The sequence below is a fragment of the Streptomyces sp. NPDC091279 genome, assembly GCF_044757465.1.
Taxonomy (GTDB): domain Bacteria; phylum Actinomycetota; class Actinomycetes; order Streptomycetales; family Streptomycetaceae; genus Streptomyces.
On sequence record NZ_JBIVVA010000002.1, the window covers coordinates 283,546 to 309,781 of the forward strand.

At 72.4% G+C, this 26,236-nt stretch carries 23 protein-coding genes; 7 read left to right on the forward strand and 16 right to left on the reverse strand.

Annotated elements, in window-relative coordinates; translation table 11 throughout:
- Positions 1–413 precede the first annotated feature (413 nt).
- Both ACIQOU_RS04925 and ACIQOU_RS04930 read right to left on the reverse strand, forming a co-directional pair.
- Positions 414–1,445 carry a LacI family DNA-binding transcriptional regulator gene (locus ACIQOU_RS04925; protein WP_401533919.1) on the reverse strand — a complete coding sequence of 344 codons (1,032 nt, stop codon included), beginning with the start codon at positions 1,443–1,445 and terminating at the stop codon, positions 414–416.
- On the reverse strand, positions 1,442–3,814 hold the full coding sequence (locus tag ACIQOU_RS04930; protein ID WP_401533920.1) for a glycoside hydrolase family 2 protein: 2,373 nt from the start codon (positions 3,812–3,814) through the stop codon (positions 1,442–1,444). Before ACIQOU_RS04930 ends, ACIQOU_RS04925 begins: the two co-directional genes overlap by 4 nt.
- 151 nt (positions 3,815–3,965) lie before the next feature.
- Between ACIQOU_RS04930 and ACIQOU_RS04935 the strand changes: the two genes are divergently transcribed.
- Genes ACIQOU_RS04935 through ACIQOU_RS04945 form a run of 3 tightly spaced genes read left to right on the forward strand, consistent with a single transcriptional unit; the run spans position 3,966 to position 7,035 of the window.
- Positions 3,966–5,282 carry an ABC transporter substrate-binding protein gene (locus ACIQOU_RS04935; RefSeq protein ID WP_401533921.1) on the forward strand — a complete coding sequence of 439 codons (1,317 nt, stop codon included), beginning with the start codon at positions 3,966–3,968 and terminating at the stop codon, positions 5,280–5,282.
- The gene (locus ACIQOU_RS04940; RefSeq protein ID WP_401533922.1) at positions 5,279–6,208 is read left to right on the forward strand and encodes a carbohydrate ABC transporter permease; all 930 of its coding nucleotides are present in this window, start codon (positions 5,279–5,281) and stop codon (positions 6,206–6,208) included. Before ACIQOU_RS04935 ends, ACIQOU_RS04940 begins: the two co-directional genes overlap by 4 nt.
- Positions 6,205–7,035, forward strand: a complete 831-nt coding sequence (locus ACIQOU_RS04945; protein ID WP_401533924.1) for a carbohydrate ABC transporter permease — start codon at positions 6,205–6,207, stop codon at positions 7,033–7,035. Before ACIQOU_RS04940 ends, ACIQOU_RS04945 begins: the two co-directional genes overlap by 4 nt.
- A gap of 371 nt (positions 7,036–7,406) precedes the next feature.
- On the opposite strand, the gene ACIQOU_RS04950 is transcribed toward ACIQOU_RS04945, so the two are convergent.
- The 3 genes from ACIQOU_RS04950 to ACIQOU_RS04960 form a co-directional block, all read right to left on the reverse strand.
- Positions 7,407–8,717, reverse strand: a complete 1,311-nt coding sequence (locus ACIQOU_RS04950) for a ribonuclease D (protein WP_401533925.1) — start codon at positions 8,715–8,717, stop codon at positions 7,407–7,409.
- A gap of 167 nt (positions 8,718–8,884) precedes the next feature.
- The gene (locus ACIQOU_RS04955; RefSeq protein ID WP_401533926.1) at positions 8,885–9,544 is read right to left on the reverse strand and encodes a LuxR C-terminal-related transcriptional regulator; all 660 of its coding nucleotides are present in this window, start codon (positions 9,542–9,544) and stop codon (positions 8,885–8,887) included.
- A 209-nt stretch (positions 9,545–9,753) separates the two neighbouring features.
- The gene (locus tag ACIQOU_RS04960) at positions 9,754–10,422 is read right to left on the reverse strand and encodes a DUF3000 domain-containing protein (protein WP_401533928.1); all 669 of its coding nucleotides are present in this window, start codon (positions 10,420–10,422) and stop codon (positions 9,754–9,756) included.
- 125 nt (positions 10,423–10,547) lie between these two features.
- On the opposite strand from ACIQOU_RS04960, the gene hemE reads away from it, so the two are divergent.
- Entirely contained in the window at positions 10,548–11,618 is a 1,071-nt protein-coding gene (hemE, locus tag ACIQOU_RS04965; protein WP_401533930.1) for a uroporphyrinogen decarboxylase, read from the forward strand.
- A 10-nt stretch (positions 11,619–11,628) separates the two neighbouring features.
- On the opposite strand, the gene ACIQOU_RS04970 is transcribed toward hemE, so the two are convergent.
- Entirely contained in the window at positions 11,629–12,456 is an 828-nt protein-coding gene (locus tag ACIQOU_RS04970; protein ID WP_401533931.1) for a rhomboid family intramembrane serine protease, read from the reverse strand.
- Between the two features lie 125 nt (positions 12,457–12,581).
- Between ACIQOU_RS04970 and ACIQOU_RS04975 the strand changes: the two genes are divergently transcribed.
- Positions 12,582–12,905: a hypothetical protein gene (locus ACIQOU_RS04975; RefSeq protein WP_401533932.1), complete on the forward strand. Its 324-nt coding sequence runs from the start codon at positions 12,582–12,584 to the stop codon at positions 12,903–12,905.
- An 11-nt stretch (positions 12,906–12,916) separates the two neighbouring features.
- Here ACIQOU_RS04975 and ACIQOU_RS04980 read toward each other — a convergent pair whose 3' ends face one another.
- Positions 12,917–14,302 (reverse strand): FAD-dependent oxidoreductase, encoded by a 1,386-nt coding sequence (locus tag ACIQOU_RS04980; protein WP_401533933.1) that lies wholly within the window; start codon positions 14,300–14,302, stop codon positions 12,917–12,919.
- A gap of 401 nt (positions 14,303–14,703) precedes the next feature.
- Positions 14,704–15,450 (reverse strand): DUF4349 domain-containing protein, encoded by a 747-nt coding sequence (locus tag ACIQOU_RS04985; protein WP_401533934.1) that lies wholly within the window; start codon positions 15,448–15,450, stop codon positions 14,704–14,706.
- 174 nt (positions 15,451–15,624) lie between these two features.
- Between ACIQOU_RS04985 and hemG the strand changes: the two genes are divergently transcribed.
- On the forward strand, positions 15,625–17,085 hold the full coding sequence (gene hemG / locus ACIQOU_RS04990) for a protoporphyrinogen oxidase (protein WP_401533936.1): 1,461 nt from the start codon (positions 15,625–15,627) through the stop codon (positions 17,083–17,085).
- A 4-nt stretch (positions 17,086–17,089) separates the two neighbouring features.
- Positions 17,090–17,821 carry a hydrogen peroxide-dependent heme synthase gene (gene hemQ, locus ACIQOU_RS04995; protein WP_401533937.1) on the forward strand — a complete coding sequence of 244 codons (732 nt, stop codon included), beginning with the start codon at positions 17,090–17,092 and terminating at the stop codon, positions 17,819–17,821.
- 56 nt (positions 17,822–17,877) lie between these two features.
- Here the strand turns inward: hemQ and ACIQOU_RS05000 are convergent, their stop codons facing one another.
- The 8 genes from ACIQOU_RS05000 to ACIQOU_RS05035 form a co-directional block, all read right to left on the reverse strand.
- Positions 17,878–19,461, reverse strand: coding sequence for an alpha/beta hydrolase (locus ACIQOU_RS05000; protein WP_401533938.1), 1,584 nt, complete (start codon positions 19,459–19,461; stop codon positions 17,878–17,880).
- A gap of 97 nt (positions 19,462–19,558) precedes the next feature.
- Positions 19,559–20,359 carry a TIGR04222 domain-containing membrane protein gene (locus ACIQOU_RS05005; protein WP_401533939.1) on the reverse strand — a complete coding sequence of 267 codons (801 nt, stop codon included), beginning with the start codon at positions 20,357–20,359 and terminating at the stop codon, positions 19,559–19,561.
- A gap of 92 nt (positions 20,360–20,451) precedes the next feature.
- On the reverse strand, positions 20,452–21,186 hold the full coding sequence (locus ACIQOU_RS05010; RefSeq protein WP_401533941.1) for a DUF4142 domain-containing protein: 735 nt from the start codon (positions 21,184–21,186) through the stop codon (positions 20,452–20,454).
- Between the two features lie 102 nt (positions 21,187–21,288).
- Complete coding sequence (locus ACIQOU_RS05015; protein ID WP_401534660.1) at positions 21,289–22,575, reverse strand: DUF692 domain-containing protein; 1,287 nt, start codon at positions 22,573–22,575, stop codon at positions 21,289–21,291.
- Positions 22,576–22,777: 202 nt separating this feature from the next.
- Positions 22,778–23,494: an aminoacyl-tRNA hydrolase gene (locus tag ACIQOU_RS05020; protein WP_401533942.1), complete on the reverse strand. Its 717-nt coding sequence runs from the start codon at positions 23,492–23,494 to the stop codon at positions 22,778–22,780.
- 34 nt (positions 23,495–23,528) lie between these two features.
- The gene (locus ACIQOU_RS05025) at positions 23,529–23,687 is read right to left on the reverse strand and encodes a hypothetical protein (RefSeq protein WP_401533943.1); all 159 of its coding nucleotides are present in this window, start codon (positions 23,685–23,687) and stop codon (positions 23,529–23,531) included.
- Between the two features lie 19 nt (positions 23,688–23,706).
- On the reverse strand, positions 23,707–24,537 hold the full coding sequence (locus ACIQOU_RS05030) for a polysaccharide deacetylase family protein (protein ID WP_401533944.1): 831 nt from the start codon (positions 24,535–24,537) through the stop codon (positions 23,707–23,709).
- 245 nt (positions 24,538–24,782) lie between these two features.
- Positions 24,783–26,150 carry an alkaline phosphatase PhoX gene (locus ACIQOU_RS05035; protein WP_401533945.1) on the reverse strand — a complete coding sequence of 456 codons (1,368 nt, stop codon included), beginning with the start codon at positions 26,148–26,150 and terminating at the stop codon, positions 24,783–24,785.
- Positions 26,151–26,236: the final 86 nt, after the last annotated feature.

Consider the following 26,236-nt stretch of genomic DNA (forward strand, 5'->3'; position numbering starts at 1 on the left):
GAGCCCATCAAGCGACCTCCGGGCATCGCCGCTAAGGGGCGCGGGGCTGTTTCGATATGCGGCTCCGCCGCGCGGGCGCGACGAGGTCCGCGAGCCCATCAAGCGACCTCCGGGCATCGCCGCTAAGGGGCGCGGGGCTGTTTCGATATGCGGCTCCGCCGCGCGGGCGCGACGAGGTCCGCGAGCCTATCGAGCCGCCTCCGGGCATCGCCGAAAAGGGGCGCGGGGAACGGCGCGACCAGCCACAACGCACCCGCACTCCACAACGCACCCGCACTCCACAACGCACCCGCACTCCACAACGCACCCGCAGACTGCTCACAGCGCGCACGGCAACGACGCACCCCAGGGGCGCGGGGAACTGCGCAAATCTCCACCGCCCCGCAGCCTCACTCACGCCCCCGCACGGACCGTCACCGTGGCCGCGCCGTGGACCCCCGAGGCACCAGAACCGGCGTCACCACAGGATGTGACCGCCCTTCCACCGGGCCCCCGCCCGCCCTCCCGAACAACGTTCGAGCAACCTCCGCCCCAAACCCATACACGTCATGACTCATCGCCGACAACGTCGGATGAGTGAGCCGGCACAACTGCGAGTCGTCCCACGCCAACAACGACACATCCCCCGGCACGGCAAGCCCCATCTCCGAGGCAACGGAGAGCCCAGCCACCGCCATGATGTCGTTGTCGTACACAATCGCCGTGGGCCGCCCCACACCCCCCGCCATCAACAACCCCCGCGTCGCCCGAGCCCCCGCCTCCCCGGAGTAATCCGTACTGACCTGCCACGCCCCGGCGAGCCCCACCGCTCCCGCCACTTCCTCGAACGCCGCCGCCCGGATCGCCGTATGCCCCAGCCCCGCCGCCCCACCCACCCGGGCGATCCGCCGATGCCCGAGCGCGGCCAAGTACCGCACAGCCTCCCGCACCGCCGTCGCGTCGTCCGTCCAGACCGCCGTGAGCCCCCCGGCCAACGACGGATGCCCGACCGCCACCACCGGCAGCCCGAGCCGCTCGGCAACGGCCACGCGCGGATCGTCGGCCCGCAGGTCGACCAGGATCGCCCCGCCGATCTGCCGCGCCCGCCACCACGTCTCCAGCAGCCCCGCCTCCTCCTTCACGCTCCGCACCAGCCGCAGCAGCAACGAGCAGGAGTGCTCCGTCAGCACACTCTCCACCCCGGACACGAACTCCATGTAGAAGGGTTCGAGCCCGAGCAGCCGGGCCGGCCGGCAGATCGCGAGCCCCACCACGTCCACCCGCGACCCCGCCAACGTCCGCGCCGTCGGATTCGGCGCCCACCCCAGCTCCCGCGCCGCCCGGAAGATCCGTTCCCGGGTCGCCTCGGACAGCCCCGGCTTGTGGTTGAAGGCGAGAGAGACGGCCCCCTTGGACACCCCGGCCCGCGCCGCGACCTCCTTGATGGTGACGCGGGCGCTCGTCACCGCAGGCTCTGCACGCAGTACAGCGCGGCCCGCACCGCGTCGGTATCCGCGACGGCGTCCCAGCCCCGCACCCCGATGGTGACCCGCTCCCCGGGCAGCAGCGTGACAAGACCCCGGTCGGCCCGCGCGTCCGGGTGCAGCCGGTCCGCCTGGAGCAGCAGATCCCGAACGAGGGTGTGGGCCGTCACCGTGACCCCGCCCGGCGCGACCGCCACGTCGAACTCCGGCCGCGGATAGGGGATGTCACGATCGGCGACCGGGAAGCGCACGGCCCGCAGCCCACCCGCGTCGGCGACCAGGAACTCCTTCGCCCCGTCGGGCACCAACTCCCGCGCCACAGGCACCTCGCCGACCGCACGCCCCGCCGCCCGGAAGGCCACCTCCTCCTCGCCGAGCACCGTGCCGTCGACGGACATCCGCCGCAGCCGCACCCTCCCGCTCCACACCCCGGCCGCCTGGTTGACCAGGGCCAGCACCAGCCCGCGCGGCCGTGGTTGCAGGGTGAGCAACCGGTCGGCGTACAGCCGCCGCAGCTCGTGGTAGAGCGGCTTCTCCCGCCCGTCGCCGTCGATCGCGGCCCAGGAGGTCACCGGCCAGCAGTCGTTGAGCTGCCACACCACCGTGCCCGCACACACCGGCCAGTGCGACCGCCAGTGCTCGATCCCGGCGGCGACGGCCCGAGCCTGCACGACCTGCGTCAGATAGTGCCAGCGGTCGAAGTCCCCGTCCGGCAGGGCGAAATGCCGGGCGAGCCCACGCGCCAGCTTGCCGTTGCCGTCGTCGGCCTTCTGGTGGTGCAGCATGCCGGGGGAGTCGGGCGCCAGTTCCTCACCGGGCAGCGCCCGCCGCAGCGTCGCGTACGCGGGCGGTGCCTGCCAGCCGAACTCCGCGACAAAACGCGGCACATCCCGCAGATAGTCGGCGTAGTCGGTGCGGTTCCACACCTCCCAGGAGTGGTGCGTGCCGTGCGCCGGATCGTTCGGATGGTGCTCCCACGAACCGGACCAGGGACTGCCCGCCGTGTACGGCCGCGTCGGGTCCAACTCGGCCACCACACGCGGGAGCACCCCCAGGTAGTACCCCTCGCCCCAGGACTCCCCGGCGAGCCCCGGCTCCCACCCCCAGTCCCGGAACCCCCACAGGTTCTCGTTGTTGCCGTTCCACAGCACCAGCGAGGGATGCGGCATCAGCCGGACGACGTTCTCCCGCGCCTCGGCCTCCACCTCCCCGCGCAACGGCTGCTCCTCCGGATACGCGGCGCACGCGAACGGGAAGTCCTGCCAGACCAGCAGCCCCAACTCGTCGCAGGCGTCGTAGAACTCGGCACTCTCATAGATCCCGCCGCCCCACACCCGCACCAGGTCCACGCCCGCGTCGGCGGCCTGCCGCAGCCGGGTCCGGTAGCGCTCGCGGGTGACGCGGGAGGGGAACACGTCGTCCGGAATCCAGTTGACCCCCCGCGCGAACAGCCGCTCCCCGTTGACGACGAGGGTGAACCCGGTGCCGTGCGCGTCGGCGGAGGTGTCCAGGACGACGTCCCGGAACCCGACCCGGCGCCGCCACCCGTCCAGCACCTCGTCCCCGTGCAGCAACGTCAACTCGACGTCGTACAGCGGCTGTTCCCCGTACCCGCGCGGCCACCACAGCCGCACGTCCGGCACCTCCAGACGTACGGTCCCGCTGGTCCCGTCGACCCCGGCCCGCACCCGCACCCCGCCGACCGTCGCCTCCACGGACAGGCCGGCCTCGACCCTCGTCCGCTCGACGTCGACCCTCAACTCGACGACGCCCCCGCTGCCGTGGACGGTCACCAGCGGACGCACCCGGGCGAGCCGCGCCGTCGACCAGTGCTCCAGCCGCACCGGCCGCCAGATCCCGGCCGTCACCAGGGTCGGCCCCCAGTCCCAGCCGAACGAGCAGGCCATCTTGCGCAGATACGGGTAGGGCTCGGCGTAGGCGGCGGGGCGTTCGCCGAGCCGGCCCCGGACCGCCTCGGCCTCGGTGTACGCGGAAGCGAACCGTACGGAGAGCCGCCCCGCGAGACCGGTCACGTCGAAGCGGTAGGAGCGGTGCATGTTCCTGGTCCGGCCCAACAGCCGCCCGTCGAGCCGGATCTCGGCGGCCGTGTCCAGGCCCTCGAAGACGAGGTCGCTCTGCTCGGGCCCGGCACTCGCCCGCAACTCGGTCTCGTAGACCCACTCCCGCCGCCCCACCCACGCCACCTCGGCCTCGGCGCGTCCGAGAAAGGGGTCCGGGATCACCCCGGCGGCCAGCAGATCGGTGTGCACGCACCCCGGCACCACGGCCGGCAGGGCAGCCCCCTCGTGGCGCAGGACCCAACCCTCGGTGAGCGGTGTCGCCTCCAGCATGGGCACTCCCTAAACCGTTCCAGTCCAGCAACCGGTCAGTTCTTCTCCACCTTGGCGAAATTCGGACTGTACCGGTTAAGAAAGCGCTGTCAGAGTGCCGAATCAGCCAACCCGCTGGTGCTCGTCCGTCCCCTGAACGGAGTTGACGCACATGCTCCGCCGTACTGTCCTCGCCCTCGCCGTGGGAGCCGCCCTGCTGGCCTCGGGGTGCACCGGCGCCGGAGGCTCGACCCGGGGCGCCGACGCCAAGGCACCCGACGACCCGGCCAAGGTGAGCGGCACCATCAAGGTCCTCACCGTGCGCACCGACCTCGTGCAGGACGGCACGATGAAGAAGTACGCCGCCGCGTTCAACAAGACCTATCCGAAGGTCAAGGTCGAGTTCGAGGCCCTCACCAATTACGAGGCCGAGGTCAAGATCCGGATGAACACCGAGAACTACGGTGACGTCCTGCTGATCCCGGCCGTCATCAAGAAGAACGACTATCCCAAGTTCTTCGCCTCCCTGGGCAGTTCGGCCGAGCGCGCCGAGACCTACCGCTTCACCGGCTTCACCTCCGTCGACGGCAAGGTCTACGGCCAGAGCCCGATCGGCGTGACCCCGGGCTTCGTCTACAACAAGAAGGTCTGGCGCGAGGCCGGCGTCACGCGCTGGCCCACCACCCCGGCGCAGTTCCTCGCCGACCTCAAGGCGATCAAGGCGAAGACCGACGCGGTGCCGTACTACACCAACTTCGCCGCCCAGTGGCCGCTGACCTCCTGGACCTACGTCGACGGCTCGGTCGGCTGCGACCGGGGCGCCACCACCCGGCTCGCCGACGGCGACCCCTGGGCCGAGGGCGCCGACCTGCGCGTCGGCGACACCCTGCTCTACGACATCGTTCACCAGGGCCTGGCCGAGAAGGACCCGAGCACCACCAACTGGGAGGCCTCCAAGCCGCGTCTCGCCAAGGGACAGATCGCCACCCAGTGGCTGGGCACCTGGGCGGTCATCCAGTTCCAGGACGCCGCGCGACAGGCCGGCACGGACCCCGACGACATCGGCTTCATGCCGTTCCCGGCCCAAGTGGACGGGAAATACTGCGCGGTTGTCGGCCCGGACTACAACCAGGCCGTCAATGTCCACTCCCCGCACAAGGAGGCCGCCCGCGCCTGGCTCGACTGGTTCACCGACAAGTCCGGCTACGCCGAGGACAACCTCGCGATCTCCCCGCTCAAGGACGCCCCCCTGCCCACGGTCCTCAAGCCGTACGAGGACGAGGGCGTGAAGTTCATCGAACTCGACGACTCCGAGGGCGCCGCCGTCAAGGAGATCGACGACCAGTCCGAGATCGGCCTCTACAAGCCCGACTACCGCCAGGACCTGGTCGACCTGGCCCGCGGCGCCCGCGAGGGAGACCTGAACGGCTTCCTCACCGGCCTGAGCGAGAAGTGGTCCCAGGCCCGCCGCACGGTGGACTCCCGATGACGGACACCGTCCGCACGCCCCCTGCCGCATCCACGACACCCCCGGTCACCTCCCGTCGCCCCCGCACCTGGCGGGCCCTCACGCCCTGGCTCTTTCTCCTCATCCCTCTGACGCTTCTGGTGGTCTTCACGTATGCGCCGATCATCAACATGGTCGCGTACAGCTTCACCGACTGGGACGGCGTCAGCCCCGAACTGCACTACACGGGCACCGGCAACTACACCGAACTCTTCACCCGCCCCGAGCTGTTCGAGGTGTTCTTCGTCAGCGGCTACTACCTGGCCGCCTCGGCGGTACAGATCGTCGTCGCCCTCTACTTCGCGACGATCCTGAGCTTCGACGTCCGCTTCCGGAACTTCTTCAAGGGCCTGCTGTTCTTCCCGTACCTGATCAACGGTGTGGCGATCGGCTTCGTCTTCCTCTACTTCTTCCAGGACGGCGGCACCCTCGACTCGGTCCTCGCGCTCTTCGGCCACCACAGCGACCACGCCTGGCTCGGCGACCCGGTCTCCGCGAACCTCTCGCTCGCCGGTGTCTCCGTGTGGCGCTACACGGGCCTCACCTTCGTGCTGTTCCTCGGCGCCATCCAGTCCATCCCGGGCGAGCTGTACGAGGCCGCCGAACTGGACGGGGCGAGCCGCTGGCAGCAGTTCCGCCACATCATCGCCCCCGGCATCAAGCCCGTGCTGACCCTCGCGGTGATCCTGTCGATCTCCGGGTCGCTGTCGGCGTTCGACATCCCGTACATCATGACCGGCGGGGCGACCGGCACCGAGACCTTCGTGATCCAGACCGTGAAGCTGGCCTTCCAGTTCAACAAGACGGGCCTCGCCTCGGCCGCCGCCGTGGTGCTGCTGCTGATCATCCTGGCGGTGACCTGGCTGCAACGGCGTCTCGTCCCCGACGACAGGGTGGACCTCGTATGACCCGCCGCGCACTGGCCCGCACCCTGGTCTACGCGTCCCTGATCGCAGCGGCACTGGTGGTCCTCCTCCCCCTGGGCGTGGTCCTGATGACCTCCCTCAAGTCGGCGAGAGAGGTGGCCAACGACAGCGGCGCCCTGACGCTCCCGGACGATCCGTTCGACCTCCACAACTACATGACGGCTTTTCAGGACGGCCGTATGCTTCTGTCCTTCGTGAACACGGCGTTCATCCTGGTGTTCTCGGTGGGAGGCACGGTCCTGATCGGCTCGATGGCCGCGTATGCCATCGACCGTTTCGCGTTCCGCCTGAAGAAACTGGTGGTGGCGCTCTTCCTGCTGGCGGCCCTGGTCCCTGGCGTCACCACGCAGGTGGCGACCTTCCAGATCGTCAACAGCTTCGGCATGTTCGACACCCGCTGGGCCCCGATCGCCCTCTACATGGGCACGGACATCGTCTCGATCTACATCTTTCTCCAGTTCGTCCGGTCCATCCCCACGTCCCTGGACGAGGCGGCCCGCCTGGACGGCGCCAACGCGTTCACCATCTACCGCAAGATCATCTTCCCGCTCCTGAAACCGGCGGTGGCGACGGTGGTGATCGTCAAGGGCATAGCCGTCTACAACGACTTCTACATCCCGTTCCTGTACATGCCGTCCGACGACCTTGGCGTGATCTCGACGTCCCTCTTCCGCTTCCGAGGCCCCTTCGGAGCCCACTGGGAGATCATCTCGGCGGGAACCATCCTGGTCATCCTCCCCACCCTGATCGTCTTCCTGGCCCTACAGCGCTACATCTACAACGGCTTCACCACCGGCGCGACAAGATGACACGCCACCTCAAGGGGACGCACGGCCCCTTCCAAAGGACGCCAGGACCGACGCCGAAAAGGGGCGCGGGGCTGTATCAATGTGCGGCTCCGCCGCGCGGCCGCGACCAGCCCCCACCGGCCCGCGCATCCGCACGGGCGTGCACCCTCCATCCCAGGGGCGCGGGGCTGTATCAATGTGCGGCTCCGCCGCGCGGCCGCGACCAGCCCCCACCGGGCCGGCACATCCGCACGGGCGTGCACCCCCCCATCTCAGGGGCGCGGGGAACTGCGCAAAACCCACAACGGACCCGCACTCTCCAGCACACCCGCACCCGCACCCGCACCCGCACCCTCAGCGCACCCGCACGGCCAAGGCACCCCCGCCCCGCCTCACGGCGCGGACGTGGTGAGCGCCTCCACCAGCACCGGAGTGACCAGCTCGACCTGCCACGCCCGCGCCCCGTGCCCGGCCAGCGCCTCCCCGATGGCCCCGGCGTCGACGAGCTGAGGCGGCTCCCAGCACACCCGCCGCACGGTATCCGGCGTGATCAGATTCTCCTGCGGCAGATTGAGCCGCTCGGCAAGAGCGGAGACCCCCGCGCGCGCGGCGGACAGCCGAGCCGCGGCGGCCGGGTCCTTGTCCGCCCAGGCGCGCGGCGGCGGCGGCCCCGTCACGGGCTGCCCGGGCTGCGGCAAGGCGCCGTCGGGCAACGCCTTGGCCCGATCCACCGCGGCCTGCCACTGCTCCAGCTGCCGCCGCCCCATCCGATGCCCGAACCCGTTCAGCGCGGACAGCGCGTGCACGGTGGCGGGAACGGCGAGCGCCGCCTCCACGATCGCCGCGTCCCCGAGCACCTTGCCCGGCGACACATCGCGCCGCTGCGCGATCCGGTCCCGGGTCTCCCACAGCTCCCGCACCACGGCCAACTGCCGCCTGCGCCGCACCTTGTGCATGCCGGACGTGCGCCGCCAGGGGTCCTTGCGCGGCTCGGGCGGCGGCGCGGACGCGATCGCGTCGAACTCCTGCCGGGCCCACTCCAGCTTGCCCTGCCGGTCCAGTTCCTTCTCCAGCGCGTCGCGCAGATCGACCAGCAGCTCCACGTCGAGCGCCGCGTACCGCAGCCAGGGTTCGGGCAGCGGGCGGGTCGACCAGTCGACGGCGGAGTGGCCCTTCTCCAGCACATAACCGAGGACGCCCTCGACCATCGCGCCGAGGCCGACCCGGGGGAACCCGGCGAGCCGTCCGGCCAGCTCGGTGTCGAAGAGCCGGGTGGGCACCATGCCTATCTCGCGCAGGCACGGCAGGTCCTGGGTGGCCGCGTGCAGCACCCACTCGACGCCGTCCAGGGCCGCGTCGAGCCCGGACAGGTCGGGGCAGCCGACGGGGTCGATGAGGGCCGTTCCGGCGCCTTCGCGGCGCAGCTGCACCAGATACGCGCGCTGCCCGTAGCGGTAGCCGGAGGCGCGCTCGGCGTCCACGGCGACGGGGCCGGTGCCGGCGGCGAAGGCGGCGATCACCTCGGCGAGGGCGTCCGCGTCGGTGACGACCGGCGGTACCCCCTCACGGGGTTCGAGCAGGGGCGTGGGCTCCGGGCCGGGCGCGGAGCCCGGGGTACCCGAATCAGAGGTCCCGCCGTCCGGAGGAGCGCCTCCGGCGGTTCGCAGTGAGCTGTCTGCTGCGGTCTCTTGGGCGTCGGTCACCTGTCAAGACTATCTGTGTATGGACGGCGCCCGTCGACGTAACGTTCCGTCGACGGGCGCCAAGGGGTCGCAAACCAGTCAGCTCGATGAACCGCGGGGTTCACGGAGGTGGGGGAGGGGGCGGGGTCAGGGGCGGAGGCCGTTCATCTCCGTGAACGGGGTGTCGGTCAGTGGATGATGCCGGTGCGCAGGGCCACCGCGACCATGCCGGCCCGGTCACCCGTGCCGAGCTTGCGCGCGATGCGGGCGAGGTGGCTCTTGACGGTCAGCGCGGACAGGCCCATCGAGACGCCGATGGCCTTGTTGGACTGTCCCTCGGCGACCAGGCGCAGCACCTCGACCTCACGGCCGGAGAGTTCGCGGTAGCCGCCCGGGTGGCTCGGGGCGCCCGGGGGGCGGCGGTGCATCCGGGGTCCGGCGCCGATGGGGGCGGCGCCGGGTCGGCTGGGGAGTCCGACGTTGGTACGGGTGCCGGTGACGACGTATCCCTTGACGCCGCCGGCGAGAGCGTTGCGGACGGCGCCGATGTCGTCGGCGGCGGAGAGGGCGAGGCCGTTGGGCCAGCCCGCGGCGCGGGTCTCCGAGAGGAGCGTGAGGCCGGAGCCGTCGGGGAGGTGGACGTCGGCGACACAGATGTCGCGGGGGTTGCCGATGCGGGGACGAGCCTCCGCGACGGACGAGGCCTCGATGACGTCGCGAACACCGAGCGCCCACAGGTGGCGGGTGACGGTGGAGCGGACGCGGGGGTCGGCCACGACCACCATGGCGGTCGGCTTGTTCGGGCGGTAGGCGACCAGGCTTGCGGGCTGCTCAAGGAGAACGGACACCAGGCCTCCTGGGGTGCGGGACGGCTTTGAAGGTCACAGACGTCTTCGGCACCGAACCCGGAGTCCTTTAGAGAAAGATCACGATCTAGTGAGTAACAATTAGTGCAATTCGGACACGCGATCGATCGTTCGGCGCGCGAATCGGTTCGTTCGAGATCTCGGTCTGACTGAAAGTGGCCGTATCGACAAAGAGACGGTCAACACTCGGGTCAGTGCGACTGAGGACCCCGACGTTGGGGCAGCGCCACCACCGACGCGTCACCGGGACCGGCCGGCGGCAGCCCGCCGACCTGGGCCAGCAGATCGCACCAGGACGCCAGGTGCGCCGCCGTGTCCGGCACCCCGCCCAGGCCCTCGCGCGGCGTCCAGGAGGCCCGGATCTCGATCTGTGAGGTGGCCGGCCGCTCCGACAGCCCGCCGAAGTAGTGCGAACTCGCCCGCGTCACCGTCCCGCTCGGCTCCCCGCAGGACAGCCCGCGCCCCTGGAGCGCGCCGGTCAGCCACGACCAGCACACCTCGGGCAGCAGCGGATCGGCGGCCATCTCCGCCTCCAGCTCCGCGCGCACCAGCGTCACCAGCCGGAAGGAACCCCGCCAGGCGTCGTGCCCGGCCGGGTCGTGCAACAGCACCAGACGCCCGTCGGCCAGATCGTCGTCGTCGTCGACGACGGTCGCCTCCAGCGCGTACGCGAAGGGCGCCAGGCGCTGCGGGGCCCGGGTGGGCTCGATCTCGATCTGGGGCCGCAGCCGCGCGGCGCGCAGCGCCTCGACAGCGGTCCGGAACGCGGGTGGGGCCGTACTGCCCGCATGTCCTTCTCCCTCCCCCATGCCGTTCTTTCCGTCAGCGCCGTCCGAGAGTCGTCCCTGAGCCGCAGCCATGCCGGAAGATTAGGGGACCCGCGCCCCGGCGCGGGCCAGACACCCCGGCTCGCGGGCGCCGTGGGCGAGGTCACCGGCGCCGAACCCGTCGAAACCCGGCACCGGCCTCGTGGGAGACTCTCTGCGTGAGTGTCAACGACAGCCCCACCACGGGCCAGCCGCCGTCCGCCACCTATGACTCCGCCTTCCTGAAGGCCTGTCGGCGGGAACCTGTGCCGCACACTCCCGTCTGGTTCATGCGACAGGCGGGACGCTCGTTGCCTGAGTACCGCAAGGTGCGCCAGGGCATCCCGATGCTGGAGTCCTGCATGCGGCCCGAGCTGGTCACCGAGATCACGCTCCAGCCCGTGCGCCGGCACCACGTGGACGCGGCGATCTACTTCAGCGACATCGTCGTCCCGCTCAAGGCCATCGGGATCGACCTCGACATCAAGCCGGGCGTCGGACCCGTCGTCGAGCAGCCCGTGCGCACCCGCGCCGACCTGGAGCGGCTGCGCGACCTCACCCCCGAGGACGTCTCGTACGTCACCGAGGCGATCGGGCTGCTCACCCGGGAGCTGGGCGCCACCCCCCTGATCGGCTTCGCCGGGGCGCCGTTCACCCTGGCGAGCTACCTCGTCGAGGGCGGCCCGTCGCGGACCTACGAGAACGCCAAGGCCATGATGTACGGCGACCCGCAGCTCTGGGCCGACCTGCTCGACCGGCTCGCGGCGATCACCTCCGTCTTCCTCCAGGTGCAGATCGAGGCCGGGGCCAGCGCCGTCCAGCTCTTCGACTCGTGGGCCGGCGCGCTGGCCCCCGTCGACTACCGGCGCTCGGTGATGCCCGCCTCCGCCAAGGTGTTCGACGCCGTCGCCGGATACGGCGTCCCGCGCATCCACTTCGGCGTCGGCACCGGTGAGCTGCTGGGGCTGATGGGCGAGGCCGGCGCGGACGTCGTCGGCGTCGACTGGCGGGTGCCGCTCGACGAGGCCGTCCGCCGGGTCGGCCCCGGCAAGGCGTTGCAGGGCAACCTCGACCCGACGGTCCTGTTCGCCGGCACCGAGGCGGTCGAGGCCAAGACGCGCGAGGTGCTGGACAGCGCGGCGGGCCTCGAAGGCCACGTCTTCAACCTAGGCCACGGCGTGATGCCGTCCACCGACCCCGACTCCCTCACCCGGCTCGTGGACCACGTCCACACGCTGACGGCGAAGTAGTCGGAGGCGGTCACCAGGAGGGCCGGTTCCGCGCGCGTCTGCCGAAGAGCAGGCCGCGCGGTTCCGGCGGGGGCGGGGTGCCCCGGCGCAGCGGCCAGGCGATCAGCATGCCGACGAGGAACCCGACGACGTGCGCCGCGTACGCCACCGTTCCGGCCGCGTCCAAGACTCCGTCGCCGGACGAGTAGAACGCCTGGAGCACGAACCAGAAGCCCAGCACCAGCCAGGCCGGCAGCCGCAGCGGCAGGAACACCAGGAACGGCACCAGGACCCACACCCTGGCCTTCGGATACAGCACCAGATAGGCGCCCAGGACCCCCGCGATCGCCCCCGAGGCGCCGATCAGCGGGTCGGCGGAGTCGGAGTTGAGCAGCGCGAAGCCGTAGGAGGCCGCGTAGCCGCAGACGACATAGAAGAGCGCGAAACGGATGTGTCCCATCCGGTCCTCGACGTTGTTGCCGAAGATCAGCAGGAACAGCATGTTGCCCAGCAGGTGCAGCCAGCCGCCGTGCAGGAACATCGAGGTGAGCACGGACAGCGCCGGGGACTTGTCGTAGGTCGGCGGCGCCACCACGCACCCGCCGCCGTGCACGCCCGTGCCGATCTCGCCGTTCGGCACCAGCTGCGGGAACTGATGGTGGATCAACTCTCTTGGTATGAGCGCGTAATGGTCCATGAACGCCTGGAGATGGCAGGTCTGCGACAACGTGCTGTCGCCCGCCACCGACCCCGCGAGGCCGGGCAGATAGAGGAAGACCAGGACGTTCGCGAAGATCAGCGCATACGTCACATACGGCGTGCGGCGCACGGGGTTGACGTCATGGACGGGGATGACCACACAGAAGTAGTGCCCGCGCTGCGCCGGGCGAACCGGTGAACGCGCCCCTCCGCCACCGCGTATGTCTCCTCAACCGCTCGCGGCACGGGGAAGGCGCGTCGCGGGGACGACGTGAGGATCAGACGATGAACGACCGAGGCACCCCCATGATGCAGGCGCTGCCGGACGGCGAGGCGGAGATCTCGCTCGTGCTCCGGCTGCCCTGGGAGGACGTGGCCAGGCTGGGCCAGGAGGCCGGACGGCTCGCCGCCCAGCTGCACCGGCCGGTCACCCTCGACGAGGCGGTGAGCAACCGGCTGCGCTCCACCCGGCCCGCCGCCAGCCACGCCACACCGGCAGGAGAGCAGCCGAGCGCGGTGCCGCCCGCCGCGGCCGTCTCCTCGCTGCCACCCCGCCCGCCCGCCGAACAGGCGCGCCAGGCCATCGAGAGGATCAACGGCTCGGCCTAGGACCCGCCCGCTCAGGTTCCCCGCACTTTTGTCGCGGCCTTGCGGGCGGCCACCAGCACCGGGTCCCACACCGGGGAGAACGGCGGCGCGTACCCCAGGTCGAGGGCCGTCATCTGCTCCACCGTCATCCGGGCCGTGAGGGCCACCGCCGCGATGTCCACGCGCTTGGCGGCGCCCTCACGGCCGACGATCTGCACACCGAGGAGCCGCCCGGTACGCCGTTCGGCGAGCATCTTGACGGTCATCGGGGACGCGTTCGGGTAGTAGCCCGCGCTGTTCGTCGACTCGACGGTCACCGTCTCGTAGCGCAGCCCCACCCGGTCGGCGTCCTTCTCGCGCAGTCCCGTACGGGCGATCTCCAGGTCGCACACCTTGCTGACCGCCGTACCGACGACGCCCGGGAAGGTCGCGTAACCGCCGCCGACGTTGCTGCCGATGACCTGGCCGTGCTTGTTGGCGTGCGTGCCCAGCGCGATGTGCCGCTCCTGCCCCGACACCAGGTCGAGCACCTCGACACAGTCGCCGCCCGCCCAGATGTTCGCGTGCCCGCGCACCCGCATCGCCAGGTCCGTCAGCAGCCCGCCGTGCGTCCCCAACGGCAGCCCGGCAGCCTTGGCCAACGTCGTCTCCGGCCGCACCCCGATCCCGAGGACCACCACGTCCGCCGGGTACGTGGCGTCCCGCGTGACCACCGCCCGCACCCGGCCGTCCTCGCCGGTCTCCAGGCGCGTCACCTCGGCGTCGTCGACCATCGTGATGCCGAGCCCGGTCATCGCCGTGTGCACCAGGCGGCCCATGTCCGGGTCGAGCGTGGACATCGGCTCGCTGCCCCGGTTGACGACCGTCACCTCGTAGCCGCGATGCAGGAGCGCCTCGGCCATCTCCACGCCGATGTAGCCCGCCCCGACGACCACGGCACGCCGGCCACGCGTGCGTGCCAGCGAGTCGAGCAGCGCCTGCCCGTCCTCCAGGGTCTGCACCCCGTGCACCCCGGCCGCGTCCATCCCCGGCAGCTCGGGCCGCACCGGCCGGGCACCGGTCGCGATCACGAGTTTGTCGAACGACGTCCAGGACTCCGCTCCGGAATCGACGTCACGCGCGCGTACCCGCCCGCCGGACACGTCGATCTCCGTGACCTCGGTGCGCATCCGCAGGTCGATGTCCCGGGCCCGGTGCTCCTCGGGCGTCCGCGCGATCAGGGCGTCCGGGCCCGCCACCTCGCCGCCCACCCAGTACGGGATGCCGCACGCCGAGTAGGAGCTGAAACGGCCCCGCTCGAACGCCACGATCTCCAACTCGTCCGGCCCCTTGAGCCGGCGCGCCCGCGACGCCGCGGACATCCCCGCGGCATCCCCACCGACCACCACCAGCCGCTCACGCGCGCCATTCATGTTCATGGCCCCACGCTACGGCGCCCTCTCCCTTGCCCCACCGGGCCCGCACCCCGACGCCAGCGACGTGCCGACGAGCGGCGCATCGGGCCCAGCCGCTGTCCGGGGCCGTCATCGGCGTCCTGTAGGCCCGTAACCCCCTGTCGCCACGGGAGTGCAGCGGGCGGTGGGGCCGAGCGCGGGCGAGGTGAGTGCCGTTGCCGGGTGGGGTGTTGAGCCCGGAGTGGCATCGGCGTCCGGCACGGTCAAGGGCGTTCGGCGTCGTCCGGCGGGTTCGTGGGTTCCGTCGGCGGGCGGCGGCGCAGGCGGGGGCGGGCCAGCTTGAGCCAGGCCCACACCAGGAGGGCCGTCGGCGCGGCGAACGGCAGGGCCGCGCCGACGGCCCAGGGCGATCCAGCGCAGAAACGTCAGGAAGGCGCCCCAGCCGCCCGCCGGCGCGTCCAGGAAGCCGGGCTGCTCCTCGGCGCCTCCTTCGCCTCACCGGCCGTCAGATCGAGCGTGACGGTCGCCAGCTCGACCCGGTCCTTCAGGGACGCCTGCCGGGCGAGCAGCGCCTCCAGGTCCGCCTCCCGGTCGCTCAACTGCTCCTCCAGCGCCACCACATCGCTCAGCTTCGTGGCCCGTTCCATCAGCGCGCGCACGCGTGTCACGCTCGCCCGCCGCGAGGTCACCCGGCTCTCCACGTCGACGACCTTGTCCGTGACGTCCCGCGCCCGCGCGGACCGCCCAAGGAGCACGCCCGCGCCCTGGAGGTCCGCGAGCACCGCGTCGTACTCAGCCACCGGCACGCGCAGGGTGACCGTGGTGTACGCGGGGCCGCCGTCGTCGCGGACGGTGCTCTCCTCGCCCACGTACCCGCCCGCGTCCCGCGTGGTCGTGCGGGCCGCGCGCAGCGCCTTGTCGACGTCCTCCACCCGCACGGTCAGCTCGGCGGTACGGATGATGTGACCCTCCGTCAACTCCGAGGCGGACGACTCCGCCTCGCCCCGGGCCGCCTTGTCGCCGCTGCCCAGGTCCTCCTGCGCGGCGGAGGTGCCGGAGGCGGAGCCGCCGCTTGTGTCGGAGTCGCCCGAACATCCCGTCAGCGCGAGCGCGGCCGCCAACAGCAGCCCCGACAGGGCGTGGACAGGGCCGGTGGAACGGCGTGTGCGCATCTGGAAGTACCCCCGAGGGCCCGGTGACCGACCGACGCTTCTTCGACGCCCGGACCCGCCGAAACGTTTGGCCCCCTGCGGTCCCGGTGCGATCACGGCCGGGACCGGTCCGGGACCCGTCCGGGACACGGGCCTCGCCGACCGGTTGTCAGTGCCGTCTGAGACGCTGGTGGCATGCGCGAAGTGGAGAGTGGAACGGGCCAGGGCCGGGTCGTCGTCGTGGGAGCGGGCATCGCGGGTCTGGCCGCCGCCCACAGGCTCCTGGAGCGCGGCGCGCGGGTCACCGTCGTGGAGGCCTCCGACCGGGTCGGCGGCAAGCTGCTGCCGGGCGAGATCGCCGGCGCCCGGGTGGACCTCGGCGCCGAATCGATGCTGGCCCGCAGGCCCGAAGGGGTCGCCCTGGCCCGTGAGGTGGGCCTCGCCGACGCCCTCACCCCACCGGCCACCGCGACCGCCTCCATCTGGACGCGCGGCGCCCTGCGCCCCATGCCCAAGGGCCACGTCATGGGCGTCCCCGGCACGGCGGCCGCCCTGGCCGGCGTTCTGTCCGACGAGGGTCTCGCCCGCATCGAGCGCGACGCCGAGCTGCCCCGCACCGAGGTCGGTGACGATGTCGCGGTCGGCGCGTACGTCGCCGAGCGCCTCGGCCGCGAGGTCGTCGACCGGCTCGTGGAGCCGCTGCTCGGCGGGGTCTACGCGGGCGACGCCTACCGGATCTCGCTGCGCTCCGCCGTCCCGCAGCTCTACCAGGCCGCGCGCGTGCACGACTCCCTGACCGAGGCGGTCCGCGAGATCCAGGCGAGGGCCGCGGCGGCCCAGCAGACCGGCCCGGTCTTCATGGGCCTGCGCGGCGGCATCGGCACCCTCCCGCCCGCCGTCGCCGACGCGGTACGCGCGCGGGGCGGCGAGATCCTCACCGGCACCCCGGTGAGCGAACTGCGCAGGACCACCGACGGGACCTGGCGCGTGATCACCGGCGAGCGGGTGCTGCACGCCGACGCGGTCGTCATCGCCGTTCCCGCACCGGCCGCCGCCGGTCTGCTGCGGGCCGAGGCGCCCGCCGCCGCGGCCGAGCTGGCCGGGATCGAGTACGCGTCCATGGCCCTGGTCACCCTCGCCTACCGGCGCGCCGACACCGCCCTCCCCGAAGGCAGCGGCTTCCTCGTGCCGCCCGTCGACGGACGCACCATCAAGGCGTCCACCTTCTCCTCCCGCAAGTGGGGCTGGGTCGACGACGAGAACCCCGACCTGCTCATCCTGCGCACCTCCGTCGGCCGCTACGGCGAGACGGAGATCCTCGGCCGGGACGACGCCGGTCTGGTCGACATCTCCCGTCACGACCTGCGCGAGGCCACCGGCCTGGACGCCACCCCCGTCGCCACCCGCGTCACCCGCTGGACCGACGGCCTGCCCCAGTACCCGGTCGGCCACCACGCGCGCGTGGCCCGCATCCGCGAGCACGTCGCCAAGCTCCCCGGCCTCGCCGTCTGCGGCGCCCCCTACGACGGCGTCGGCATCCCGGCCTGCATCGCCGGCGCGCACGCGGCCGTCGACCTGATCGGCGCCGTCCTGCCGGGTGTGCCCGGGCTCACCGCCGACCCGGTGCCGGACGCGCGCGAAGGGGCGGGAGAATAGCCGCATGAGTGACGACGCTCCCACCCCCGCCCCCGAGCGGATCGCGAACAAGGGCAAGCTGGCCAAGGACCTCAACGAGGCCATCCGCTACACCCTGTGGTCCGTCTTCAAGCTGAAGGACGTGCTCCCCGAGGACCGTACGGGCTACGCCGACGAGGTCCAGGAGCTGTTCGACCAGCTCGCCGCCAAGGACGTCACCGTCCGCGGCACGTACGACGTGTCCGGCCTGCGCGCCGACGCCGACCTCATGATCTGGTGGCACGCGGAGACCAGCGACCAGCTCCAGGAGGCGTACAACCTCTTCCGGCGCACCCGGCTCGGCCGCGCGCTTGAGCCGGTCTGGTCGAACATGGCGCTGCACCGCCCCGCCGAGTTCAACCGCTCGCACATCCCGGCGTTCCTCGCCGACGAGTCGCCCCGTGACTACGTCAGCGTGTACCCGTTCGTGCGCTCCTACGACTGGTACCTGCTGCCCGACGAGGACCGCCGCCGGATGCTCGCCGACCACGGCAAGATGGCCCGCGGCTTCCCGGACGTCCGCGCCAACACGGTCGCCTCGTTCTCGCTCGGCGACTACGAGTGGCTGCTCGCGTTCGAGGCGGACGAGCTGTACCGCATCGTCGACCTCATGCGTCACCTGCGTGCCTCCGAGGCCCGTATGCACGTCCGCGAGGAGGTCCCGTTCTACACGGGCCGCCGCAAGGCGATCGGCGACCTGGTCGCTGGCCTGGCCTGACACCCGAGTGCCCCGCGCCTCCCGAGGGAGGGCGGGGCACACGCCTGTCCTTGAGGTCACTCGGCCAGCTTGGCCTTCGGCTCCGCACGGCCCGCGCACGCCGCCCGCCGCTCGGGCAGGCGCCCCTCCAGCAGATACGCGTTCAGATGGTCGTTGACGCACCGGTTCGGGCCGCCCGCGATCCCGTGGGTCCCGGCGTCCCGCTCGGTCACCAACACCGAGTCCGCGAGCCGCCGTTGCAGCTCCAGCGCCCCCTGGTAGGGCGCGGCGGCATCCCGCTCGGCCGCCAGGATCAGCGTCGGCACCAGCTCACCCGGCCCGGTCCGCACGTCCAACGGCCGCTGCCGGGGCGCCGACCAGTAGGCGCACGGCAGGTTCATCCACACGTTGTCCCAGGTCTCGAACGGCGCCACGCGCGCGAGCCGCGTGTTGTCCCGGTCCCAGACCCGCCAGTCGGTCGGCCAGGGCGCGTCGTTGCACTCGACGGCCGTGTACACGGCGCTGGAGTTCTCCGCCTCGGCCGCCGCCTCCGGATGCGGACCCGCCTGTTCGATCAGCCGCTTCGGCTTCCCGTTCAGATAGTCGGAGAGGGCCTGCGCGCGGTGCGGCCAGTAGTCGTCGTAGTACCCGGCGCTCAGGAACGCCCCCTGCAACTGCGCGGGCCCCACCTTCCCGCCGGCCGGTTTTGCCGCGAGCCGCGCGCTCGCCTTCTCGTAGCTGAGCCGCACCTTCTCGGCCGTGTCGCCCAGGTGGTACACGTCGTCGTGGGCGGCGATCCACTCCCGGAAGTCCGCCCAGCGGCTCTCGAACGCGGCCGACTGATCGAGGTTGTTGCGGTACCAGACCTGCTCCGGGCTCGGGTCCACCGCCGCGTCGAACACCATGCGCCGCACGTGCGTCGGGAACATCGTCGCGTACAGCGCCCCGAAGTAGGTGCCGTACGACGCCCCCATGAACGTCAGCCGCGTCTCACCCAGCGCGGCCCGCAGGACGTCCAGGTCACGGGCGTTGTTGAGGGAGTTGTAGAACCGCAGCCCCGCGCCGCCGCGCTGGGCGCAGCCCCGCGCGTACGCCTTGGCCTGCGCGATCCGCTCCTTCTTGTACGCCTCCGAGGGATGGGTCGGTGACGGTGAGGGTGCCGTGAGGAAGCGCTTGGGGTCCTGGCAGGACAGCGGCGCCGACGGCGACACCCCGCGCGGGGCGTAGCCGACGAGGTCGTAGGCGGCGCCGATGCGCTTCCACTCCGGCAGCAGGCCGATCATCGGGAAGTACAGGCCGGAGCCGCCGGGCCCGCCGGGGTTGTAGACCAGGGCGCCCTGCCGGGGCACCCGGCGCTTGCTGTTGTGCGGGTCCTTGTGGGTGGCCGCGACCCGGCTGACCGTCAGCTTGATCTGCCGGCCGGTCGGGTGGGCGTAGTCGAGCGGGACGGAGACCGTGCCGCACTTCACGCTGCCCGGCAGCTCCTTGGCGTCGGGGCAGTCACCGAAGGTGATGCCCGCGTCGGCGGCCCGGGCTGACGCCACCGACACCCCGCGCAGTTCGACCGCGCCGGCCACGGCGGTCGAGCCGCCTGCCGGAGCGGCGGCGAGGGTGGTCAGCAGCAACGATCCGGCGGCCGAGTAGAGGGCGGGGGCTCTCATCGCGTGTCCCTTCGGTGCACGGTGGCAACAGAAAGGATGGTTCGTTCGACATCAGGCGAAGGCAAGCACCGCCCCGCCGGTGTCGCCCCCAATACCTCTATGCGCCCCCGGCGTGCCGCTCACGCCCGGCGGGTTCCCGGTGCCCGAAGGCCGCCCGCAGCTCCGGGTCACGCACCGCACGCACCCCGCGCACCGCGACCGAGGTGAGATACGTGCGGTCGTCGCAGGGCCGCGCCCGCCGGGCCAGCGAGCCCAGCAGCCGTTGCCCCGCCGGGGAGGCCCAGCGTGCGTACGGATGGATCTCGACGCGGGCGATGGCCAGGCAGCCCAGCGTCAGCACCAGCGGCAGCGTGAACCACAGGGCGACCAGGCCGCGCGCCAGGTCGGGACCGCCCGGCAGCAGCAGCGCCGTCGAGCCCAGCGCGAGGACCGCGCACGCCGCGTACCGCACCCCGAGGACGCCCGCCGCGATGCCGTCCCGGCCGTCGACCGGTACCGCGAGGCCCGCGCCGACCAGCCGTTCGCCGAGGCTGCCGACCGCCTCGGCCGAGGCCGCCGCGTCCCGCGCCGGGGCGATCCTGCGCTGCCCCTCGGGGCCGATCGCCCCTATCACCGACCGCTCGATGGCGTCCCGGCCGTGCGGGTCGACGACGGTGACCCAGCCGGTGCCGGCCAGCAGCAGGCGCCGTTGCCTGGCCATCGACACCATGGTCAGGTCGGCGACCCGGCGGGGGCCGCCGGACAGGAACGCCGCTTCGTAGAGGGTCAGACCGGGTGCCCGGGCATCCGGTTCGGCACCGGGGTCGACGGCGGCCGCGCGGACGGCGGCCAGGCACAGCCGGGTGCAGGCGGCACCGGCGGCGATCCACGCGAGCAGCAGAAGGGGGACCCAGAACATGCTGTGGTTCTATGCCAGCGGCCAGGTCGACGCCATCCCTTATTCACTATCCGGGACGGAGTGTTGCCGGTACGTGATGTTCCGTTCCCGGCTCAGGGGGTGGGCGCCGCCGGGGTCACCGGGACGACCTGACCCGGCTCGGCGGTCGGCCCCGGCGGAGCGGGCGCGTGGGTGAGCGGGGGAGCGCTGTCGGCGGCCAACTCCCCGGCCAGCGCGTCGAAATCGACGTATCCGGTGGCCTCCAGGATCTTGATGTGGTCGAGGACGGTGGCGTTGGCGTCGTCGGCGAGGGCGCGCACCAGCGAGTTGCGGGTCCCGGCGCGGACCTCCGCGACGAGGGCGAAGACCCGGCCGTGCGCGAGGCGCAGGATGTTCGCGAACTGGCGGTCGTAGTCGGTGCCTTGGGCTGTCGCGAGGGTGGAGAGCCACTGCTTCTGCTGGTCGTTGGGCTGGTTGGGCAGGTCGAGGCTCAGCCGCCCGGCCACGTCACGGACCCGCGCGTCCAGGAAGGTGTGCCCCTCCACCAAATGCTGGCCCGCCGTCCGCACGGCCTGTGTGGTGCCCTTCTGCTGGGCCTGCTGCCCGGCCGGAAGTTCCCACAGCCCGGCGAGCCTGACCTTGGTGACGAAGTCCCGGTCGAGCGCGGACAGCGGGCCGTACGGCGTCGACACCGTCTGCTCGTTCAGGAGGTCCGCGCCGGTGCCCGAGCGGTCGGCGTAGGACCAGATCGGGAAGACCAGCGCGAGCAGGGTCGCGGCCAGCCCGGTGATGATCAGCCCGGTGCCGCTGAAGACGCCTCGGCCGGTGATCGGGGGTCGCGGTCGCATGGCTGCCTCCAGGTACGGCACCGCACCCCGGTGGACTCGGGGCGCGGAGGGGCATATTACCGAGGTGCGGTGCCGGACCCGATACGCAGGGTCACCTGTCGCTCAACGCCCCAGCAGGACACGGCGGGTGGCCCGCGCCAGCCGCACCGCGGGCCGGCCCGACCGGGGTGCGGGCCCCGACCGCTCCAGCCACCATTCCCTCAACTCCCCTTGCGCCTCTGCCTCTTCGGGCCGCCCGGTGCGCAACAGGCGCTCGGCGAAGTCCAGCGCGTCCCGCCGGTAGCCGCCGGTCATCGGATGCCCCTGGGCGTACCCGAGGAACTCCGAGCGGTACAACGCCCCGAGGATCAGGGGCAGTTCGGGCGCGACCTTCGCCACGACGTCCGCCCGCTTCGCGGCCAGCGCCCGCGCCTGCACCCCGAGCCGTACCCCGTCGAACCCCTCGGGCACCGGCGTCCCCCCGACGAGCGCCGACAGCAACGCGGTCTGCGCGAGCGCGAGCCGCTGCCGCACCGGGTCCGGGACAACGGCCGCAAGGGCAGCGGGAGTTGAGGAGTCCCGCTCCGGGGGAACGATGGTGTCGGCGGCGGTGCCCGTGACGGTGACCGCCCGCTCCCGCAGCGTCCTGCCCCGCTCGACCGCCTCCCGTATCGCCGCCAACTCCCCTTCCAGCTCGGCCGGTTCGGGGAAGTTCTCGTCGCGCTCCAGCAGGACGCCCGGCGGGGACACCCGGGCGGCGAGGTCGGTCAGGAGGGCGAGCACCGGGGCCGGGACCGGGTGGGCGTGGCTGTCGTGCCAGACGCCGTCGCGCTCGACGCCGCCCGCGACATGGACGTAGGCCAGCGCCTCCAGGGGCAGTTCGTCGAGGGCCTTGGCCGGGTCCTCGCCGCGGTTGATGTGGTTGGTGTGCAGGTTGGCCACGTCGATGAGGAGCCGGACCCCGGTCCGGTCGGCCAGGTCGTACAGGAACTGTCCCTCGGTCATCTCCTCGCCCGGCCAGTTGATCAGCGCGGCGATGTTCTCGACGGCGAGCGGCACCGGCAGCGCGTCCTGGGCGATCCGGACGTTCTCGCAGAGCACGTCGAGCGCGTCCCGGGTGCGGGGCACCGGCAGCAGGTGACCGGCCTCCAGGCGGGGCGACGCCGTCAGCGGGCCGCCCGCCCGCACGAACGCGATGTGCTCGGTGACCAGCGGCGAGCCCAGCATCTCGGCCCGTTCCGCGAGGGCGGCGAGGCGCTGCCCGTCGGGGCGGTCGGCGCCGCCGAGCCCGAGCGAGACGCCGTGCGGGATGACCGTCACCCCGCGCTCGCGCAGCCGGATCAGCGACTCGGGGAGGTGGCCCGGGCACACGTTCTCGGCCACCGCCTCGACCCAGTCGATGCCCGGCATCCGTTCCACGGCGTCCGCGATCTCCGGCCGCCAGCCGATCCCCGTGCCCAGTTCCCCCGGTCGCTGCACCGTACCCACCTCCGCTTCCCTGCGCCGTCCGCTTCCTCAGTGACGGGGGTTATGGCCCCGCCGTCCGGGCCCGAACCACGCACCCGGCACGTTCAGAGGAACATTTGAGGTTGGCGGCGGCGGACATCTCCCGTCAGCGCAGGGCCGGATGGTCGGCCACCACCGTGCAGCTGCCCGGGGCGATCTCGGTGAAACCGGCGTCCCGCACCAACGGCAGCCCACCGCGCGTCAGTTCGGCCCAGCGGGCGGGTGCGGCGGTCCGTACGGCGAGCGGGAACCCGGCGTCGCGCCAGGCGTCCCGTTCCTCCTGGGACAGCTCCCACCAGGCGAGTTGGGCGCCGTGCCCGGCCTGCGCCATGGACTTCCCGGCGGACATGTCCAGTTCGGGGCTGAACCAGATCACCGGCCCCGACAGATCGGCGGGGGCGGGAGGCTCCGGGTCCTCCAACTCCGTTCCGGAGACCTGGAGTCGGGCCAGATCCTTGGGCCAGCCGTCCAACGGCACCGGCGGAAACACCCGCACCTCGGCCGACTTCCCGGTCACGGTGATCCCGGGCAGCGCCTCGGCCCGCCGCCACTCGGCGCCGCGGGCCCGCCGGACGACCTTGCGGATACGCGCGTCCTGCCAGTCCCGGATCACCTCGGCCCAGGCGCCGTCGCCGGTCGACCGTTCGTCGGCGAGCATCACCAGCACGGCGCGGGCGGCGGTCTCCAGGGCGTCGGTGCGGGCAGGCGGCGCGTCCCGTTCGAGCCGGACGACGAGCGGCAGCACGAACTGCGGGGCTTCGTCGCGCGGGGTGCGGGAGGACGCGAAGGGGCTCTCGGCGGGAGGCGGGGAATCAGGGCTCACAGCGGTCCACCCTACGGGGGCCGCCCCGGGCCGATCACCCCGAGCAGGCGGTGCGCTGGGCCTCCTGCCAGGCGCAGACCGGGCACAGGGTGATCCCCCGGTGGGACTGCGGGTACTCGGTCGGCGCCCGGCACAGCACGCACTCCGCGCGGTCCTCGGCCGGGGGCGTCACGTCGGTCCCGTCGTCGCTCATGCCTCCAGCGTAGGCCTGGTCAGTGATGGGCCTCGGCGGCGCCGATCTGCTGGGAGACCTTCACGAACCGGTAGCCCTTCGCGCGCAGCTGCGGCACGAGGGCGCGCACCGCGCGTTCGGTCGCCGGGGCGGCGCTGCGGGTGCAGTGCATGACGACCACCGAGCCGGGCTTCACGCCCTCCATGACCTGCCGGGCCACCGCGTCGGAGTCCGTCGCGAAGGCGTCCCCGCTCACCACGTCCCACTGCACGGCGGTGACCCCGGTCGGGGCCAGCGTCTTCAGCACCTGCTGGTCGTAACACCCGCCGGGGAAACGGAAGTACGGCATCGGGTTCTCCACCCCGGCCTTGCGGAAGGACGCGTACGCCCGCTCCACGTCGGACCGCATCCGACCGGCGTCCACCCTCGGCAGGCCGTAGCAGTCGCCGGTGAACGCGTAGTGGCTGTAGGAGTGGTTGGCGACCTCGAAGAGCGGGTCGGCGCCGATGGCACGGGCCTCGGCCGGGTACTCGTCGGCCCAGCGGCCGGTCATGAACACGGTGGCCGGTACCTTCAGCGCCCGCAGCGTCGCGATGAGCCGCGGATTGTCGAAGTGCTCGCCGGCCGCCGCGCGGGGACCCTGATCGGCGGTCATGTCCGCGTCGAAGGTGAGGGCGACGGTCTTGTCCTTGCCCCGTGGCCCGTGCTTGAACACCGGGGTGAGGCCACCGCGTCCCGGCGTCAGCGTCGGCGGCCGGGACGAGGTGCTGGACGGGGCCGGGCGGGCGGCCTGGGGCGCGGACGAGGCGCAGGCGGTGAGCGCGGCGCCGAGTACACAGGCGGCGGCTACATGGCGTACTCGAATGATCACGCCATGAACATAAGCCTACAAATAGGATGATTTAAGCATCGCCGCGCCCCGTCACCCGCACGCCGCCCGCCCGCCCGCCCGCTCACGCCGCCCGCCCGCTCACGCCGCCCGCCCGCTCACGTCGCCCGCCCGCTCACGGGCCCCGCCTGCCTCGCCGGGCTCCCGCCCGCTCACCCCCGCATCCGGAGCCGTTCCGGTGGAGCGGCCGGGCGTGGCGCCTGCCCGGCCGCTGCACCGTCGTTCGGCTAGCTCTTCCAGGGGCCCGTCACCGCGAAGGTGGTGCCGGGGGTGTAGCAGTTGACGTACATCGTGTGGCCGTCCGGGGCGAAGGTGACCCCGGCGAACTCGCCCCAGGCGGGGGCCTCGGGGGTGCCGATGTTCTGGCGGCCGCGGGCCAGCGGATAGACCTCGCCACGCCGGGTGACGCCGAAGACGTGCTGGGCGCCGTCGCCGTCCTCGCAGACCATCAGGCCTCCGCCGGGCGCGAGGCAGATGTTGTCGGGGGACTCGCCCGGGAGCTGGACGTCGGTGTCCGGGCCGAAGACGATCACCAGGGTGAGGCGGCGCCGGGCCGGGTCGTAACGCCAGATCTGGCCCCGGTGATCCGCCGCCGAGCCCTCCGCGCTGTGGGCGAAGGACGACACGAAGTAGACGTGGTCGCCGCCCCAGTAACAGCCCTCCAGCTTCTGCGCGTGCGTGATGCCCCTCGGGCCGAAGTCCTGGAGCCGGATCGGCGTGGTGCCGGCCAGCGGGTCCGGGACGTCGACCCACTCGACGCCGTCGAAGGACGCGCCGACCTCCTGGACCGGCGAGAGGTCGGGCACGCCCGGCACCCGCATCGCCTGGAGCCGCCCGCCCGCGCGCAGCGAACCGACCCCGCCGAGCGGACGTTCGGGAAGGAAACGGTAGAAGAGGCCGAACGGCGCGAGGAAGGCGTCCTCGGTCTCGTAGACCACCCCGTGTCTCGGGTCGATCGCGATGGCCTCGTGCTGGAAGCGGCCCATCGCGGTCAGCGGCACCGCCCCGGTGCGGTACGGGTCGGCCGGGTCCACCTCGAAGATGAACCCGTGGTCCTTGGTGTACCCGCTGCTCCCGGCCTGCTCCTCGGTCTCCTCGCAGGTCAGCCAGGTGTGCCAAGGGGTGGGCCCACCCGCGCAGTTGACGGCGGTCCCGGCGACGGCGACCCGCTCGGAGAGCACCTGGCCGCGCCGGTCCAGGGTGAGGGCCGTGCAGCCGCCCTTGCCCGCCGGGTCGTAGGTGAGACCGGGGACGGCCGGGACGGGGTGGGTCGCGGTGGCGCGGTTCTCGTGGTTGCGGACCAGGTGGACGCGGCCGGAGCGGCCGGGCAGCGCGGTCATGCCGTCGTGGTTCGAGGGGACCGGGCCCTCACCGGAGCGCAGCGCGTCACCCTCGCGGGACAGCACCCGGTAACGGAAACCCCGGGGCAGGTCGAGCAGTCCTTCGGGGTCGGGGACGAGCGGGCCGTAGCCGGTGTGGCCCAGGCCCTGCGCTGCGGCGGGGCCTGCGAACAGTTCGGACAGGGCGCCGGAGAAGGCGATGCCCGCTCCGATGACACCGGAGCGGGCGAGGATCTGACGTCGGGTCGCGGACATGCGTGAGCAGCCTTCCTGCTGGCGGACAGGGACTGTGACCCGGCTGTGTCTACCATCAGGCGGCGGTCTCGGGAACAACGCCGGTT

What these genes read in the sequence shown, in the direction of transcription:
- ACIQOU_RS04930 (WP_401533920.1), bottom strand. Translation starts at nt 3,814, where the DNA reads ATGCTGGAGGCGACACCGCTCACCGAGGGTTGGGTCCTGCGCCACGAG.
- ACIQOU_RS04935 (WP_401533921.1), top strand. Translation starts at nt 3,966, where the DNA reads ATGCTCCGCCGTACTGTCCTCGCCCTCGCCGTGGGAGCCGCCCTGCTG.
- ACIQOU_RS04940 (WP_401533922.1), top strand. Translation starts at nt 5,279, where the DNA reads ATGACGGACACCGTCCGCACGCCCCCTGCCGCATCCACGACACCCCCG.
- ACIQOU_RS04945 (WP_401533924.1), top strand. Translation starts at nt 6,205, where the DNA reads ATGACCCGCCGCGCACTGGCCCGCACCCTGGTCTACGCGTCCCTGATC.
- ACIQOU_RS04960 (WP_401533928.1), bottom strand. Translation starts at nt 10,422, where the DNA reads ATGGCTGCGGCTCAGGGACGACTCTCGGACGGCGCTGACGGAAAGAAC.
- ACIQOU_RS04975 (WP_401533932.1), top strand. Translation starts at nt 12,582, where the DNA reads ATGAACGACCGAGGCACCCCCATGATGCAGGCGCTGCCGGACGGCGAG.
- ACIQOU_RS04980 (WP_401533933.1), bottom strand. Translation starts at nt 14,302, where the DNA reads ATGAACATGAATGGCGCGCGTGAGCGGCTGGTGGTGGTCGGTGGGGAT.
- ACIQOU_RS04985 (WP_401533934.1), bottom strand. Translation starts at nt 15,450, where the DNA reads ATGCGCACACGCCGTTCCACCGGCCCTGTCCACGCCCTGTCGGGGCTG.
- hemG (WP_401533936.1), top strand. Translation starts at nt 15,625, where the DNA reads ATGCGCGAAGTGGAGAGTGGAACGGGCCAGGGCCGGGTCGTCGTCGTG.
- hemQ (WP_401533937.1), top strand. Translation starts at nt 17,090, where the DNA reads ATGAGTGACGACGCTCCCACCCCCGCCCCCGAGCGGATCGCGAACAAG.
- ACIQOU_RS05000 (WP_401533938.1), bottom strand. Translation starts at nt 19,461, where the DNA reads ATGAGAGCCCCCGCCCTCTACTCGGCCGCCGGATCGTTGCTGCTGACC.
- ACIQOU_RS05005 (WP_401533939.1), bottom strand. Translation starts at nt 20,359, where the DNA reads ATGTTCTGGGTCCCCCTTCTGCTGCTCGCGTGGATCGCCGCCGGTGCC.
- ACIQOU_RS05010 (WP_401533941.1), bottom strand. Translation starts at nt 21,186, where the DNA reads ATGCGACCGCGACCCCCGATCACCGGCCGAGGCGTCTTCAGCGGCACC.
- ACIQOU_RS05015 (WP_401534660.1), bottom strand. Translation starts at nt 22,575, where the DNA reads ATGCCGGGCATCGACTGGGTCGAGGCGGTGGCCGAGAACGTGTGCCCG.
- ACIQOU_RS05025 (WP_401533943.1), bottom strand. Translation starts at nt 23,687, where the DNA reads ATGAGCGACGACGGGACCGACGTGACGCCCCCGGCCGAGGACCGCGCG.
- ACIQOU_RS05035 (WP_401533945.1), bottom strand. Translation starts at nt 26,150, where the DNA reads ATGTCCGCGACCCGACGTCAGATCCTCGCCCGCTCCGGTGTCATCGGA.